The organism is Mycobacterium colombiense (genome assembly GCF_003284975.1).
Taxonomy (GTDB): domain Bacteria; phylum Actinomycetota; class Actinomycetes; order Mycobacteriales; family Mycobacteriaceae; genus Mycobacterium; species Mycobacterium europaeum_A.
The window spans coordinates 13,735-28,271 of sequence record NZ_QMEU01000024.1; the positions used below are offsets into that span (position 1 = coordinate 13,735).

The window sequence follows — 14,537 nt, forward strand, 5'->3', positions numbered from 1 at the left end:
CAAAATCGCTGTCCTCAACCAGAATTCAATCGAATCGGGGTAGCGAAGTGGGCGTTTGGGGGTCTGCGGGGAACTCGCACGGCGACATGGAGCACGCGGTGCTCATTGTCGGGGGCGGCCCGACGGGGCTGATGCTGGCGGGCGAACTGGGTTTGGCGGGAATCGACGCCGCCATAATCGAGCGGCGCACCAGCCAGGACCTAGTCGGGACGCGGGCCGGCGGGCTGCATGCCCGCACCATCGAGGTTCTCGATCAGCGCGGCATCGCCGATCGGTTTCTGTCCCGGGGTCAGGTGGCTCAAGTCGCCGGCTTCTCCCAGATCCGATTGGACATCAGTGACTTTCCCACCCGGCATCCCTACGGACTCGCGCTGTGGCAGAACGAGATCGAACACATCTTGGCGGACTGGGTCGACGAGCTGGGCGTGCCGATCTATCGGGGCGAAGAGGTGGCGACCGTCGCGCAGGACGACGACGGCGCCGACGTCGGACTGTCCGGTCACCGGATGCTGCGGGCGCAGTATGTCGTGGGGTGCGACGGCGGACGCAGCATCGTCCGCAAGGCGGCCGGCATCGAGTTTCCAGGCTGGGAGGCGACCACGAGCTATTTGCTCGCCGAAGCCGAAATGGATTCGGCGACCGGGCAATCCCCACAGTGGGGCATCCGCCACGACGCGCTCGGCGTCCATGCCCTCTCGGTTGCCGAGGAGGGGGGACCGGTTCGAATCATGGTCACCGAGCGGCGCCTCGGGCCGCCGTCCGAACCCACGCTGCGCGAGCTGAGTGAGGCGCTCGTCGCCGTATACGGGACCGACTACAAGATCCACAGTCCCGCTTGGATTTCCCGGTTCACCGACGCGGCGCGACAAGCCGCGGACTATCGGCGCGGACGGGTTCTGCTCGCCGGCGACGCCGCGCATATCCATCACCCGGTGGGCGGGCAAGGCCTGAATACAGGCGTGCAGGATGCGGTGAACCTGGGCTGGAAGCTGGGCCAGGTGGTCACCAAAACATCACCCGACAGTCTGCTGGACACCTATCACGCCGAACGGCATCCGGTCGCCCAGCGTGTGCTGCGCAACGCGTTGGCGCAGATGGCGCTCCTTCGCCCCGACGACCGCACCCAGGCGCTGCGTGACACCGTGACCGAGCTGCTCGACATGGACGAACCCCGCGCGCGGTTCGCGGCGATGATGTCGGGCCTGGACATCCGCTACGACCTCGGGGAGGCGCACCCGCTGGTGGGGCGCCGCATGCCCGACCTGGATCTGCTCACCGCCGACGGTTCGTCACGCGTGTTCGACCTGCTGCGAGACGCCCGTCCGGTGCTGGTCAATTTCGGCGACGCCGGCGCCGTCGACATCATGTCCTGGGCGGACCGGGTGCGCCTGGTCGACGCCAAACATGTTGGTTTGTGCGAACTTCCGGCGCTAGGGGCGGTCAGCGCACCACCCGCGGTGCTGATCCGACCGGACGGGCACGTCGCCTGGGTCGGCGCCCGCACCGACGCGGCGCTGCACCGTGCCCTCGGCACCTGGTTCGGGCCGCCCGTCGCGACCTGAGGCCGACCGCGCCCGCGCCAAAAAGGTGACTTGTGTCGGCCCGCGCAGGGTGTAACGTGCGTGTTCGCTGTTCAAGAGCAGGAAAGCACTCACCGTGGACATGGCAACCGAGCAACCGCCGACGGCGCCGCAGGATTGGGCCGAGGCCCAACCCTTGCTCAGGCCGGTGCTGCGCCCGCAGAGCTACGTCAATCACCTGGTCAACGCCGGTGCCCAGCCGTGGGTGCGCCCGGTGTTTCCCTTCATCAACGAGATGGTCGTGGTCGACCTGCCGACCGTGCGAGCCATGGTGACCCCGGCGGAAACGGGCGCCTGGGGCATCACCGGCGATCAGGCCTTCGCGGTCGCCCGGGAGAACCTGTCGGCGCAGCAGCAGACCTTCGCGCCGGGTGAGAAGTTCCTGTTGAAGGACGCCGACGGCGGCACCTATATCGATTCGATGATCCTGGCCACCGGGTGGCTGGGATCGCTAGCGGTGGCCGGCGGCCCCCGTCCGCTGGTGTTTTTCCCGGGCGACGGTGTCTTGCTGCTGGGCACCGACGCGCCCGACGACGCCGGGGACCTCTTCGAGGTCGCCGAGCAGATGTACCTCGATGCCGAGCAGCCGATCTCGCCGCAGGGCTACACCATCGAGGGCACCATCATCGCGCCGTTTGATCAGGCCGGCCCGCACCCGCTGCGCGAGCTGGCGCTGCGGGCCCGAACCCTTTTGGCCACAAAGGAATACCGCCATCAGACCGAATTCCTGCGGGAGCACTATGAGCGCGAATTGTTCCCGCAATACGTCGGCGACGCACAGATGATTGAGACGGCCTGGGGCCGGCGCAGCACCGCGGCGTGGGGTCAGGGCATCCCGTGGGAGCTGCCGCAGACCGACTACGTGACTTTTCTGGTCGGCGATCCGTCGAACGTGTCCGACAAGTTCACCGTGCCATTCGCCACGGTTGTCGACGTGGTGGGCATCCTGCCCGTTGCAGGAATCAGTCCGGTCCGCTACCGGGCCAACGAATGGCCCGCGCCCGAGCTGCTGGCGACGCTGAAGGCGCACGCCATCGACCTTCCGGGCGAATGAGCGTGCTCGGCTGAGCCGGGCCGGCGGCCGATCAGTCCGGCGGCTCGTTGGTGGCACCTCGGACGGCCGCTTGCTCCCGGTCGCTGCGGTTGCCGGGAACGCCTTCGGCTTCGCTCTCCTCGGTAACCTTCTCCTCGAGCTGGTCGACGATGTTTTCCAGCTCCTGCGCGCGGCTCAGCGGGTCTTTGTCGGGTTTGGTCATATCGCTTTCCAAATGAGCGTGGGTGGGGGACGGGCCCCGGCGCCGGGAACCCGCCGCTATTCCATACCCGATCGGGCGATCGCTAACCAAAATCGGCGGCCGCGAGACGGACGAGACACAGCGCCGCGACGGTGGAAGTATCGCAAGAGTGGCTACCGAGAAACCTCAGACCATCGCTTACCCAGCTGCCGACGCCCGCCCGCGTCGCCACCATTCGGACCCGCTCGATCCGCACGTCATCGTCCTTTTCGGTGCGACGGGCGATCTAGCGAAACGTAAGTTGCTCCCCGGCCTGGCGTACCTGGACCAGTCCGAATTGGCACCAGATATCCAGATCGTCGCCACGTCGCTGGAAGACCTGAGTCAGGACGAATTCCGCGACCTCGCGAAGGAGGCGATCGATTCCTTCGGAACGCACAAGCTCACGCCCGAACAGTGGTCGAACTTCGCCAAGATCATCAGCTACGTCCCGCAGGGTGCCGGACCCGAAGCGCTGGCCGAGGCGGTGGCGCAGGCCGAGGACAACCTCGGGTCCAACGTGTGGCGACTGCACTATTTGTCGGTGCCGCCCAAGGCGGCGCGCGACGTGATCACCATGTTGCGCGACGCCAAGCTGGTGGAACGTTCGCGGGTGGTGATGGAGAAACCGTTCGGCACCGATCTGGCCAGCGCGGTGGCGCTGAACGACTTCGTGCACGAAACCTTCGAGGAATCCCAGATTTTCCGCATCGACCACTTCCTGGGCAAGGAAGCCGCGCAGAACATATTGGCGTTCCGCTTCGCCAATGGCCTGTTCGAGCCGATCTGGAACCGCAACTTCATCGACCACATTCAGATCGACATCCCCGAAGACAAGGGCCTGGATCAGCGGGCGAGCTTCTACGAAGAGACCGGGGCCTACAAGGACATGGTGGTGACCCATCTGTTCCAGGTGATGGCGTTCGTGGTGATGGAGCCGCCGACCGCGCTCGAGCCGTTTGCCATCAGCGAGGAAAAGAACAAGGTCTTTCGGTCGATGCTGCCGGTCAAGCCGTCCAACGTCGTTCGCGGTCAGTACGACGGATACCGCGACGAGGACGGGGTGGCAAACGATTCCGACACCGAGACCTTCATCGCCCTCAAGGTCGGCATCGACAACTGGCGATGGGCCGGGGTGCCCATCTACCTGCGCACCGGCAAGAAGATGGCGGAGGGCATCCGCATCATCTCGATCGCGTTCAAAGAGGCGCCGCGGACCATGTTTCCGCCCGGATCCGGCGTGGGCACGCAAGGCCCCGATCACCTCACGTTCGACCTTGCCGACAACTCGAAGGTTTCGTTGTCGTTCTACGGCAAGCGGCCCGGCCCGGGCATGAAGCTGGACAAGCTGTCCATGCAGTTTTCCTCGCAGGAGATCGACACCGTCGTGGACGTGCTCGAGGCCTACGAACGGCTGATCCTGGATGCGATGCGGGGCGACCACACGCTGTTCAATACCGCCGACGGCATCGAATCATTGTGGGAGCGTTCCGAAGATCTGCTCTCCGATCCGCCCCCCGCCAAGCTATATCAGCCGGGCACGTGGGGCCCCAACGCCATTCACCAACTCATCGCGCCCAACGCGTGGCGGCTGCCGTTCGAGCGGGGGTGGCGCGAAGCCAAGTCCTAGCGGACGCGGAATACCACTGAATCGTTGGGAGTCAACCCAATTCGGCACTGAGGTAGCTGATCGAGTGACGGAATTCCTTGAGGATTTCGTTGTCGGGCAGCACGAATCCGTAATGGGCATAGACCTGTTCGGTCGGGCGGCGGGTGACGCTCCAGCCGGTGTCGGCGAGGTGCTCGGCGGCCGGGCGGCGCTCGCCGAGCCAGACGAGCTCGGCCACGTCGATGTCGAGCCCGTGCTGGCGCCAGGTGTTGCGCATCGCCCGAGCGCGTTCGTCGGTGAACACGCTCATGTCGGTGATGTTCTCGGTGGCCAGCCGGCTGCCCGGCGCGCTGAGCGCGGTGATGTTGTCCAGCAGCCGGTCCTGGGCGTCGGGCGGTAGGTAGGGCAGCAAGCCCTCGGCGATCCAGGCGGTGGACGAGCCGGCGTCAAACCCGCTGTCGCGCAGCGCCGCTGGCCAGTCGTCGCGAAGGTCGATTCCGACGGTGCGGCGCTCGGCGGTCGGTTCGGCACCGATCCGGGCGAGCGTGTCCGTCTTGAAGGCGATCACCTCAGGCTGGTCGACCTCGAAAACCACGGTGCCCGAGGGCCACGCCAACCGATAGGCACGCGAGTCGAGCCCGGCGGCCAAGATGACGGCCTGCCGGATGCCCGCGGCGGTGGCGGCGCCGAAGAAGTCGTCGAAAAACCGGGTCCGCACCGTCATCTGCTCGCGCCGCTGCTGCAGCGTCATCGGCATGTCGTCAGTCTCGAGCGGGATGTCGTTGTCCAGCATGCGGGTGAAGAAGGGGTGCCCGACCGCCCGCACTAATGGCTCGGCGAATCGGTCGTCCAGCAACGGGTCCGGCTCGCGGGACGCCAGCGCCCGGGAGGCCGCCACCATCGTCGCGGTCGCGCCCACGCTGGATGCCAGGTCCCAGCTGTCGCCCTCGCTTCGCGCCGAGCCTGATGATGCCATTCGTTTTCCCCTTCCGCCGATCCACTCGCCGCGTCGGCCAATTCGCCTGCCGGACCGCTCAGCACCGGCGACTGCTCCACCGGTACCGAAGGGTACTTTCTGCCTAGGCCGCGCGCACGCAACACCCGTCGCGCACGCTCGTGACTCTCGCGCTGCAACGACGACAGGAAGTGAATCGCTTTCATGGCACCGACCCTGCGCCCGCGCCGATCCGCCCTGTACCTGCCCGGCAACAAGCCACGCGCGCTGGAGAAGGGCAAGACGCTGCCGGCCGACGTGCTGATCTTCGACCTCGAGGATGCCGTGGGTCCCGACGCGAAAGCCGATTCGAGGACGACGGTGTGCGACGCGATCTCGTCGGAGAGCTACCGGCCCCGCGAGGTCGTGGTGCGTATCAACGGCTTGGACACCGACTGGCACGACGACGACCTGGCGGCGGTGGCCGGATCGAGCGCCGACGGCGTGCTGGTGCCGAAAGTCGAGACGGGTCAACAGGTTCGATCGCTGGCCGACGCGCTGGACGCATTGGGAGCACCGAAGTCGTTGCAGCTGTGGGTGATGATCGAAACGCCGCGGGCCTTTCTGCGGGCCGAGGAGGTCGCCTCGGCCAGCGATCGCCTGGCCGGTTTGGTGGTCGGCACCAACGACCTGGTCAACGAGCTGCACGGCCTGCACGTCCCCGGGCGCGCGCCGGCGGTGCCCGCCCTCGGCTTGGCGTTGCTGGGAGCGCGGGCGGCCGGGAAAGTCATCTTGGACGGCGTGTTCAACGACATCACCGACGAGGGCGCGTTTCGCGCCGAGGCTCGGCAAGGCCGCGAGATGGGGTTCGACGGCAAGACCCTGATCCACCCGTCGCAGATCGCCCCCGCCAACGAGCTGTTCGGTCCATCGCACAAAGAGGTGGAGGACGCCCGCAAGATCGTCTCGGCATACGAGCAGGCGCAGGCCGCCGGCACCAGTGTCATCACCGTCGACGGCCGCATGATCGAGAGCCTGCACGTGCGTGACGCCCAGCGCATCCTCACCCTGGCGGATCTGATCGCCGAGATGGAATCCGCTTCCTAGGGGCGGCGGACATATCGGGCGCTCGCAGCCGCTGGACGGCGGCAGCCCGCAACGGGCGGTCGGTGCCGCTCACACGGTAGGTTGAACGCGTTCGGAGGCGACTCGAGAGGAGATAACGTGGGCCAGATCGCGGCCATGGCCGAGGCCGACCGCACCTGGATGATCGACACCCTGCTGGCGCTGCTGCAGACCCCGAGCCCGTCGGGACGCACGGACGCGGTGATGCAGGTGATCGGCGACATCTTCGACCACTTCGGGGTGCCGTTCACGCTGACCCGGCGCGGCGCGCTGACCGCCGAACTACCGGGTGAGTCCTCGACCATCGACCGGGCCCTGGTGGTTCACTCCGACACCATCGGCTGCATGGTCCGCAATCTCAAGGACAACGGTCGCCTCGAAATCGTTCCGGTCGGCACCTTCTCGGCGCGGTTCGCCGCGGGCGCCCGGGTGCGCATCTTCATCGACGACCCCGATGAGTTCATCACCGGCACGGTCATGCCACTGAAGGCCAGCGGGCATGCGTTCGGCGATGAGATCGACACCCAACCCACCAACTGGGAGCACGTCGAGGTCCGCATCGACCGCAAGGTGTCCTCGCGCGAGGACCTGGTTCGGCTCGGCCTGCAGGTCGGTGATTTCGTGGCGTTGATCACCAGCCCCGAGCTCACCGCCGACGGCTTCATCGTCTCGCGCCATCTGGACGGCAAGGCGGGCGTCGCGATAGCGCTCGCGCTGACCAAGAACTTCTCCGAGAACAAGGTGGTGCTGCCGCACCGCACCACGATCATGGTCACCATCACCGAGGAGGTCGGCCACGGGGCCAGTCACGGCCTGCCCGCCGACGTCGCCGAGCTGGTCTCGGTGGACAACGCGGTGTGCGCGCCCGGCCAGCATTCCCTCGAGGACGGCGTGACGATCCCGATGGCCGACATGCACGGCCCGTTCGACTATCACCTGACCCGCAAACTCTGCCGCCTCGCCCACGAGCAGGGAATTCCGTTCGCCCGCGATGTTTTTCGCTACTACCGGTCCGATGCCGCGGCGGCTATCGAGGCGGGGGCCAACACCCGCGCCGCGCTGGTCGGCTTCGGCCTCGACGGCAGCCATGGCTGGGAGCGCACCCACATCGATTCGCTCGAGGCTGCCTACAACCTGCTGCACGCCTGGCTGCAGACGCCGCTGACATTCGCCAAGTGGGACGCCAAGCCGAGCGGCCGTCTGCGCGACTTCCCGTCGTCGGAGCAGCCCGCACCGAGCGAGCGGTGGGTGCCGCTGTCTCGCGGCGATTTCGAAAGCCCCGGCGAGGCGTCGCCGGGGACCGTGTGGCCGCCGGAGGGGCCGCAGGCGTGAAGCCGCTACATCTGGGCCCAGACGATTTTGGTCTGTAGGTAGGTCTCGATGCCGGCCTTGCCGGACTCGTGGCCCCAGCCGCACTGCTGGTAGCCGCCGAAGGGCATCGAGTGGTCGTAGGGAAAAGCGCAGTTGAGTCCCACGGTTCCGGCTTTGACCACCTTGGTCAGTCGGTGGGAGCGCCCCAGGTCCTTGGTCGCGCTTACCGGCCGCGGGCGATCCGATCGGCGCGCCAGCACCGGGACTGCATGGGGACGTCGATCGCTTCGGCGCCGGGGAAACGCTCGGTCAAGGTGGCTCGGGCGTTGTCGAGCCGCTGCGCGCGGTCGTCGGGGGAGGCGATGATCACCCGGCTGTAGGTGGCGAGCATCGCGACGATGTCGTCGACCGTCATCGTGCGCACGAAATCGAACGTCTCGCGCGCGACGTTGTGGAATATCTGCGGATCCGGCAGTACAACGTTCTCGTGGCGCCGGCGGAAGCGGTCGGGCGCATCCAGTTCGGACGTGTCGTCTTTGGGCAGCACCTCAAGGTCGCGGACCCAGTCCACGTCGCGGTCGCGACTGGTCCAGATCAGCCCGAACCGACCGCCGTCGCGCAGCACGCGGCCGATCTCCGGGACGGCCCGGTCGGGATCCATCCAGTGCCACGCCGAGGAGACGAAGACCGCGTCGGCGGAGTTGTTCGGGAGGGGAATCGACTCACCGGTGCCCGCCACGGCGCGAACTCCGGGGGACCGCTCGGCCAGCACCGCTCGCATCCGCGCATCGGGCTCGACGGCGACGACGTGCGCCGCCCGGCCGACGAGCGTGCGGGTGAACAGACCGGTGCCCGCACCGACGTCGACGGCCAGCTCGCAGTCCGACGGCAGCAACCAGTCCACCGCCCGCTGCGGAGGCTGCGGCCGCAGCCCGTCGTAGTCCTCGGCGATCGAGCCGAAGGACATTGCGCGTTCGTGGCGATCGGTCACACGCGACAAGGTAATCCAGCTCGCTGTGCACCAGATGAGAAGTCGTGCCACCTCACCACAGCGCGCTGTGGTTGACGAGCGCGTCGGCGATGAGCCCGGTTCCGAAAACCAGGAACAACAGCCGCACCGACATCGGCCCGTAGCGGGTGAGGGCGCGCACGATCGCGCGCTGAATGCGCTTGGCCCGCATGGTTTTTCTCATCGAGAGGGCAAGGATCAGCAGCGGCGGCGACAGGGCGATGGCCCAGTAGACGAGGATGACCAACGGCCAGAGCGGCGGCCGCGGGTGCACCGCGGCGAGCATCGCCAAGCCGGTGAGGTAGGGCACGGCGGTGGGGGCCTGGCCACTGCCCACCGCCAGTCCTAGGAATCCGAGCAGCCAGGGCCGTTGCCGCATCGCCGCCAACGCCCAGCCGGGTGCCGACGACTGTGCGGTCACCGGAAAGTAGGCCAAGCAGATCAACGCGATGCCCAGCAGCAGTTCGCCCCGGAAACGAATGGCCGGTGTCAGGTGAAAGTCGAGGACCTCGGTGATGAAGCCGATGCCCAGCACGGTGCACACGCCGAACGTGGTCGTCACCGCGAACACGCCCGCGACGTAACTCAGGGCTCCGGGAAGCGGAGACCGGCGCCCCAGCCGGCTGTCGAAGATGACGGCCGAAACCACTCCCACGTTGAGCACGTTGAGCGAGTCGAGAAACGCCAGACCGGCAAGCGCCAATGCCAGAGCCGCCACGCGTCCGCACCGGGCCTAGCGCGCGGATATAGCGGCCGCCGGCAGCGGGCTGCGCGCTGACCTCGGCGTCAGGATCAAGGCGGCGATCATGCTGCAGAGAATACGAGTTCGGGTGAGAACGTGTCGGGTGAGGGTTTCCGGGTTCACGATCGGTGATCCCGTGCTCGACGGGCAGGACGCACAGGGCCGACGGTTTCGGCGCAGGTCATCCACGGCATCATCGAGGCGGCGGCGCGCGGATTCGCGGCCGCGGTTTCAACGGTGACGGCACGCCGACCCGAGGAGAGAACCGAATGGGATTGCTCGACCACAAGACCGCCGTCATCACCGGCGCCAACTCCGGGATCGGGTTAGCCACCGCCGAGCGGTTTCTCGCCGAAGGCGCCGACAGGGTGTTCATCACGGGTCGACGTCAGCCCGAACTTGACGCTGCAGCAAGCACATTGGGGCCTCGCGTGACCGCCGTGCGCGGTGACGTCGGAACGCCGGAAGATCTGGACCGGCTCTACGCCCAGGTCGCGGCCGCCGGTACGGGCCTCGACATCGTGATGGCCAACGCCGGATCGACGAGGGTGGCGCGGCTGGGGGAGATCACCGATGACGACCTCGATGCACTGCTGACCACCAACGTCAAGGGCGTCGTGTACACCGTGCAAAAGGCGCTGCCGCTGCTCAACGACGGCGCCTCCGTCATTCTGACCGGCTCCACCACCGCCGACCGCGGTCGCCCCGGGCTGAGCATCTACGCCGCCATCAAGGCCGCCGTCCGATCCCTGGCCCGCGCCTGGGCCAACGAACTCGCCGACCGCAGCATCCGGGTCAACGTCATCGTTGCCGGGTCCACGGCCACCCCCGGAAGCGACGCGCTGGCCGCGCAGACCGACCCCGACGCTTCGGTCGAGGAGTTCCGCGCCGGCCGCATCGCCACCATCCCGCTGGGCCGCTTCGCCGACCCTGTGGAGATCGCCAATGCCGCAGTCTTTTTGGCCAGCGATCTGTCCAGCTTCACCACCGGATCGACCGTCAGCGCCGACGGCGGATTCAACCAGGTCTGATCCGTCCGACGAGTCAGCGCGCGTAAATGGGTGGCCATCGGTCGGCGCTCGATGAAGACTGACCGAATGCCACCAACTTCCCCGGCCTTCGCCCGAGACCCCAATACGGCGGCCTATTACGACCGGCGCGCCGCCGAATACGACGAATGGTATTTGGGACAAGGGCAATTCGCTCAGCGTGACCGGCCAGGGTGGAGCGCAGAGGTCGAGCGGGTGGTGAGGCTGGTTGCCGACCTGCCGGTCGCGCGCACGCTGGACGCCGCCTGCGGTAGCGGATTTTTGACCCGCCACCTACGTGGCGTCGTGGTGGGAGCGGACCAAAGCCGCGCGATGGTCGAATTGACCCAATCGCGGTTGCCCCACGGCGTAGCGGTCATCGCTGACGCGTTGTCGTTGCCTTTCGCGGACAAGGCCTTCGACCGCGTGTTGACCGGGCACTTCTACGGACATCTTCCGGCCGACGAACGCCAAGCCTTTCTCACCGAGGCGCGCCGGATAGCCGGGGAGCTGATCGTCATCGACTCCGCGCTTCGCGCAGGGGTGGAACCTGAGCAATGGCAAGAGCGGACCTTGAATGACGGATCGCGTCACCGCGTTTACAAGCGCTACCTCGGCGGTCGCCAACTGGCCGACGAACTCGGGGGAGAGGTGCTCTTCGACGGCACCTGGTTCGCCGCCGCACGGGTTCGCTGGGATTGCGCCAAAGTGTGATGCCGGAGTGTGATTTAGCGCCGACAGTCCGGCACGCCGTCGGACAGTTCATCGAGGAGGGCCTGGTTCAGGCCGAAGGCGTATTTCACCTCGCCGACTATGCGATCGATTTCGTCGGTGTCGGGACACAGCGCGTCGAGGCGGGCACGATAGGCGTCCTTATACGGTTTGGGCCGCACCGGGAATTCATAGAACGCAAGCCCGGCGCCCCGAAGATCGAAGGTGCGATCCAGGATTTTGCCGATGCCCCGGCCTCCGGAGAGGTCCCCGAGATAGCGCGTGTAGTGGTGGGCCACCAGGGCGCCACCCCACGTGAGGGCGCCGAGCCGCTCGGCGTAGACCGTCGCCGCCGGGGAGTCGACTTCGTGTGCGGCACCCGGGGGCAGCCAGTGGTCGAGGTCGGCGTCGATAGCAGTCAGGCGCTCCAATGCGGGGTCGTACACGGCGGCAACCATGGAATCGTGGCGGCGCGCCCGCACGGCGTCCTCGAGGGCGGCGTACACCACGCGCAACCGAAGCAAGTACTCGCAATAGCCCGGGGCGCCGATCCGGCCGGCGAGCAGTTCGGACATGAATGGGCTCTGCTCGGCGGCGTCGTGTTCGGCCGCCGAGCCCTGCTTCATCGCGACCGACAGACGGCGGGTTGTTGGGACGGCGACCGAGCACATGACCTGCTCAGATTACCTTGGTGAGCGCGGCGGGAGCGGTTAGCGCAGCGAGGCCAACCGGAGTCGACGGCGCGTACCGCCGTCGGAGGGGGAAAATTTCTTGGGCGCGTGGGGAAGTCACTACCGGGCGAATCTGCCAGGGCACGCGAATCGCGGCTGTCCTGGTCGGCGAACGGGGACGCACATTGATAGCTTGGAGGTCTGGCTGCCACCCCTTACCAATCCAATGAAGCGGCTCGCGTGACCGGCGACGAGCGGCACGTCGCGCCGTCGGCGTCCGCGGATCAGCCGATCGACGATCTCGTACCGGTCGGCACTCCCATCGACCTGGACAACTGTGCGCGCGAGCCGATCCACATCCCCGGTAGCATTCAGCCGCGCGGGGTGCTCGCGGTGGTACACGAACCCGCGTTCGAAGTGCGCCAGGTCAGCGCCAACGTCGCCGATCTGCTCGACCGTCCCGTCGAAGCCGTGCTCGGCCGGCACCTGTCCGCGCTGCTCGGTTCCGAACAAGCCGCCCGCATCGAGCGCACGGCGCAGACTTTCGGCAGTCTGCGTCAGAACAACCCGCTCGAGCTCACCATCGAGGTCGCCGGCGAGTCGCGGGCCTTCGACGCGATCCTGCACCGCGAGCCGGGTGGCGTGTTGTTGGTTGAGCTCGAAATCGCCTACGGCGAGCGGCCGTTCTCCTTCCCGAACACCTACCAGGCGGTCCGCGGCGCGGTCGAGGAGTTGAACCGTGCCGCCACGCTGACCGAGCTGTACGCCATCGCGGCGCGCGCCGTCCGGGACCTGACCGGCTTCGACCGGGTCATGGTGTATCGCTACGACGAGGAATACAACGGCGAAGTCGTGGCCGAGTGCAAGCGCGACGACCTCAACTCCTTCCTGGGCCTGCACTACCCCTCGACCGATATCCCGGCGCAGGCGCGCGCTCTGTATGAGAAGAACTGGATCCGACTGATCTCCGATGTCGACTACGCGCCGGCGCCGCTGGTGCCGAGCATCGACCCGGCGAGCAGCACGCCGCTGGACCTGACGTATGCCACGCTGCGCAGCGTTTCGCCCATCCATATCGAGTATCTGCAGAACATGGGTGTGCACGCATCGATGTCGATCTCGCTGTTGCGGCAGGGCCGGCTGTGGGGGTTGATCGCCTGCCACCACTACACCGGACCACACCTGCCACCGTTCGGCACCCGGGCGGCGGCCGAATTCCTCGGCTCGACCCTGTCGCTGCGACTCGTCGACCGGTTCGAGGATGAACAACTGCACAAGCGCCTGGCCGCGCAGGCCATCTTGGCCAAGCTCACCGCCGCCACGCTGGACGACGGCGAGCCGCTATCGGCGGCGTTGCTCGGAGCGCCGGACCTGCTCGATCTGGTGCCCGCCGACGGCGTGGTCGTCGACATCGGAGGCGACTTCCGCGCGCGCGGCTCGGTTCCACCGCCGGAAGTCGTGGCCGCCATCGCCGCCTGGGCGCGCGAGGTGGACGACGAGATCGCGAGCAGCGAGTGCCTGTCTCGGGCGCTGCCGGAGCTCGAGCTGGATCCGCAGGTGGCCGCCGGCGCGCTGGCGCTCAATCTGCCCGACGGGCAATACGCGATCTGGTTCCGCCGAGAGGTGCTGCGCTCGGTGGACTGGGGCGGCGACCCCTACAACAAGTCGATCGCGATCAGCGAGGGCGACCAGTATCGCCTCAGCCCGCGCAAATCGTTCGACCGATGGCGCGAGATCGTGCATGGGCGCAGCGAACCCTGGTCGCCGAGCGAGACCGACTCCGCCGGATCCCTGCGGCGCCACCTGGTCGAGTCGTTATACCGCCGCACGCGCGGAGCGCTGCGCCTGGCGGAGACACTGCAGCGCAGCCTGCTACCCGAATCCATCCCCGCCCTCGACAACTGGCGCCTGTCCGCGCATTACGAACCGGCGGCGGGGGACAACGTCGGCGGCGATTGGTACGACGCGTTCGAGCTCCGCGACGGCCGGCTGATCGTGCTGATCGGCGACGTGGCCGGGCACGGCATCGCCGCGGCCGGCACCATGGCCGCGCTGCGCAACGCGCTGCGCGCCCAACTGTTCACCGGAGCCACACCGGCCGAGGCGCTCGAACAGCTCAACGAGTTCTGCCTGCACATGCTGCCCGGCGCATTCGCCACGGTCATCGCCGCGCGGGTTGATCTCGATTCGGGTCGGGTGGAGGCCGCCTCGGCCGGTCACTTACTGCCGTACGTGACGGACCTGACCGGCAACGGTGTCGGCGAGGCGGTCCCGGCGCCCATCAAGCTCTCCCCACCGATCGGCATCAAGGGTGTCAGCTACGCCCCCAGCACAGTCACCGTCGGACCCGGACACGGATTGGTCCTGTTCTCCGACGGCCTCGTGGAGCGCCGCGGCGAGTCGATCGACGACGGGCTCGATCTCTTGGCCGCGACCCTCGGCCGGGCGGGCGATGCGACGGCGTCCCGGATCTGGACCGCGATGGCGTCGGGCCATACCGACGACGACGTCACCATCATCACGCTGCTCCGGCCCTGACACGC

General features: G+C 67.5%; 14 protein-coding genes. 8 read left to right on the plus strand and 6 right to left on the minus strand.

Annotation, left to right across the window (positions count from 1 at the left end; all coding sequences use genetic code 11):
• Positions 1–86: 86 nt before the first annotated feature.
• The gene (locus tag DQP58_RS10925; protein WP_112708411.1) at positions 87–1,562 is read left to right on the plus strand and encodes an FAD-dependent monooxygenase; all 1,476 of its coding nucleotides are present in this window, start codon (positions 87–89) and stop codon (positions 1,560–1,562) included.
• Positions 1,563–1,656: 94 nt separating this feature from the next.
• The gene (locus tag DQP58_RS10930) at positions 1,657–2,634 is read left to right on the plus strand and encodes a hypothetical protein (protein ID WP_112708412.1); all 978 of its coding nucleotides are present in this window, start codon (positions 1,657–1,659) and stop codon (positions 2,632–2,634) included.
• Positions 2,635–2,665: 31 nt separating this feature from the next.
• Here the strand turns inward: DQP58_RS10930 and DQP58_RS26775 are convergent, their stop codons facing one another.
• Positions 2,666–2,848 (minus strand): hypothetical protein, encoded by a 183-nt coding sequence (locus DQP58_RS26775; protein ID WP_197497982.1) that lies wholly within the window; start codon positions 2,846–2,848, stop codon positions 2,666–2,668.
• Positions 2,849–2,984: 136 nt separating this feature from the next.
• On the opposite strand from DQP58_RS26775, the gene zwf reads away from it, so the two are divergent.
• Positions 2,985–4,484 (plus strand): glucose-6-phosphate dehydrogenase, encoded by a 1,500-nt coding sequence (gene zwf / locus DQP58_RS10935; RefSeq protein WP_112708413.1) that lies wholly within the window; start codon positions 2,985–2,987, stop codon positions 4,482–4,484.
• A 31-nt stretch (positions 4,485–4,515) separates the two neighbouring features.
• Here the strand turns inward: zwf and DQP58_RS10940 are convergent, their stop codons facing one another.
• A complete protein-coding gene (locus tag DQP58_RS10940) occupies positions 4,516–5,439 on the minus strand; it encodes a class I SAM-dependent methyltransferase (protein WP_112708414.1) in 924 nt (307 codons plus the stop codon).
• Between the two features lie 183 nt (positions 5,440–5,622).
• Here DQP58_RS10940 and DQP58_RS10945 point away from each other — a divergent pair, with 183 nt between their 5' ends.
• Positions 5,623–6,504 (plus strand): HpcH/HpaI aldolase/citrate lyase family protein, encoded by an 882-nt coding sequence (locus tag DQP58_RS10945; RefSeq protein WP_112708415.1) that lies wholly within the window; start codon positions 5,623–5,625, stop codon positions 6,502–6,504.
• Between the two features lie 117 nt (positions 6,505–6,621).
• A complete protein-coding gene (locus DQP58_RS10950; protein WP_112708416.1) occupies positions 6,622–7,854 on the plus strand; it encodes an osmoprotectant NAGGN system M42 family peptidase in 1,233 nt (410 codons plus the stop codon).
• A 5-nt stretch (positions 7,855–7,859) separates the two neighbouring features.
• Here the strand turns inward: DQP58_RS10950 and DQP58_RS10955 are convergent, their stop codons facing one another.
• The 3 genes from DQP58_RS10955 to DQP58_RS10965 are packed head-to-tail and all read right to left on the minus strand — an operon-like array spanning position 7,860 to position 9,560.
• On the minus strand, positions 7,860–8,015 hold the full coding sequence (locus DQP58_RS10955) for an aldehyde dehydrogenase family protein (RefSeq protein WP_240629732.1): 156 nt from the start codon (positions 8,013–8,015) through the stop codon (positions 7,860–7,862).
• A 41-nt stretch (positions 8,016–8,056) separates the two neighbouring features.
• Entirely contained in the window at positions 8,057–8,824 is a 768-nt protein-coding gene (locus DQP58_RS10960; RefSeq protein ID WP_112708418.1) for a class I SAM-dependent methyltransferase, read from the minus strand.
• A gap of 52 nt (positions 8,825–8,876) precedes the next feature.
• Positions 8,877–9,560, minus strand: coding sequence for a GAP family protein (locus tag DQP58_RS10965; protein WP_112708419.1), 684 nt, complete (start codon positions 9,558–9,560; stop codon positions 8,877–8,879).
• 293 nt (positions 9,561–9,853) lie between these two features.
• Between DQP58_RS10965 and DQP58_RS10970 the strand changes: the two genes are divergently transcribed.
• Positions 9,854–10,615 carry an SDR family NAD(P)-dependent oxidoreductase gene (locus tag DQP58_RS10970; RefSeq protein ID WP_112708420.1) on the plus strand — a complete coding sequence of 254 codons (762 nt, stop codon included), beginning with the start codon at positions 9,854–9,856 and terminating at the stop codon, positions 10,613–10,615.
• A gap of 66 nt (positions 10,616–10,681) precedes the next feature.
• Positions 10,682–11,326 carry a class I SAM-dependent methyltransferase gene (locus DQP58_RS10975; RefSeq protein WP_165827840.1) on the plus strand — a complete coding sequence of 215 codons (645 nt, stop codon included), beginning with the start codon at positions 10,682–10,684 and terminating at the stop codon, positions 11,324–11,326.
• Between the two features lie 14 nt (positions 11,327–11,340).
• Here the strand turns inward: DQP58_RS10975 and DQP58_RS10980 are convergent, their stop codons facing one another.
• On the minus strand, positions 11,341–11,994 hold the full coding sequence (locus DQP58_RS10980) for a heme oxygenase (biliverdin-producing) (protein WP_112708422.1): 654 nt from the start codon (positions 11,992–11,994) through the stop codon (positions 11,341–11,343).
• 240 nt (positions 11,995–12,234) lie between these two features.
• Between DQP58_RS10980 and DQP58_RS10985 the strand changes: the two genes are divergently transcribed.
• Positions 12,235–14,532: a SpoIIE family protein phosphatase gene (locus DQP58_RS10985; protein WP_112708423.1), complete on the plus strand. Its 2,298-nt coding sequence runs from the start codon at positions 12,235–12,237 to the stop codon at positions 14,530–14,532.
• The last annotated feature ends 5 nt before the right edge of the window (positions 14,533–14,537 follow it).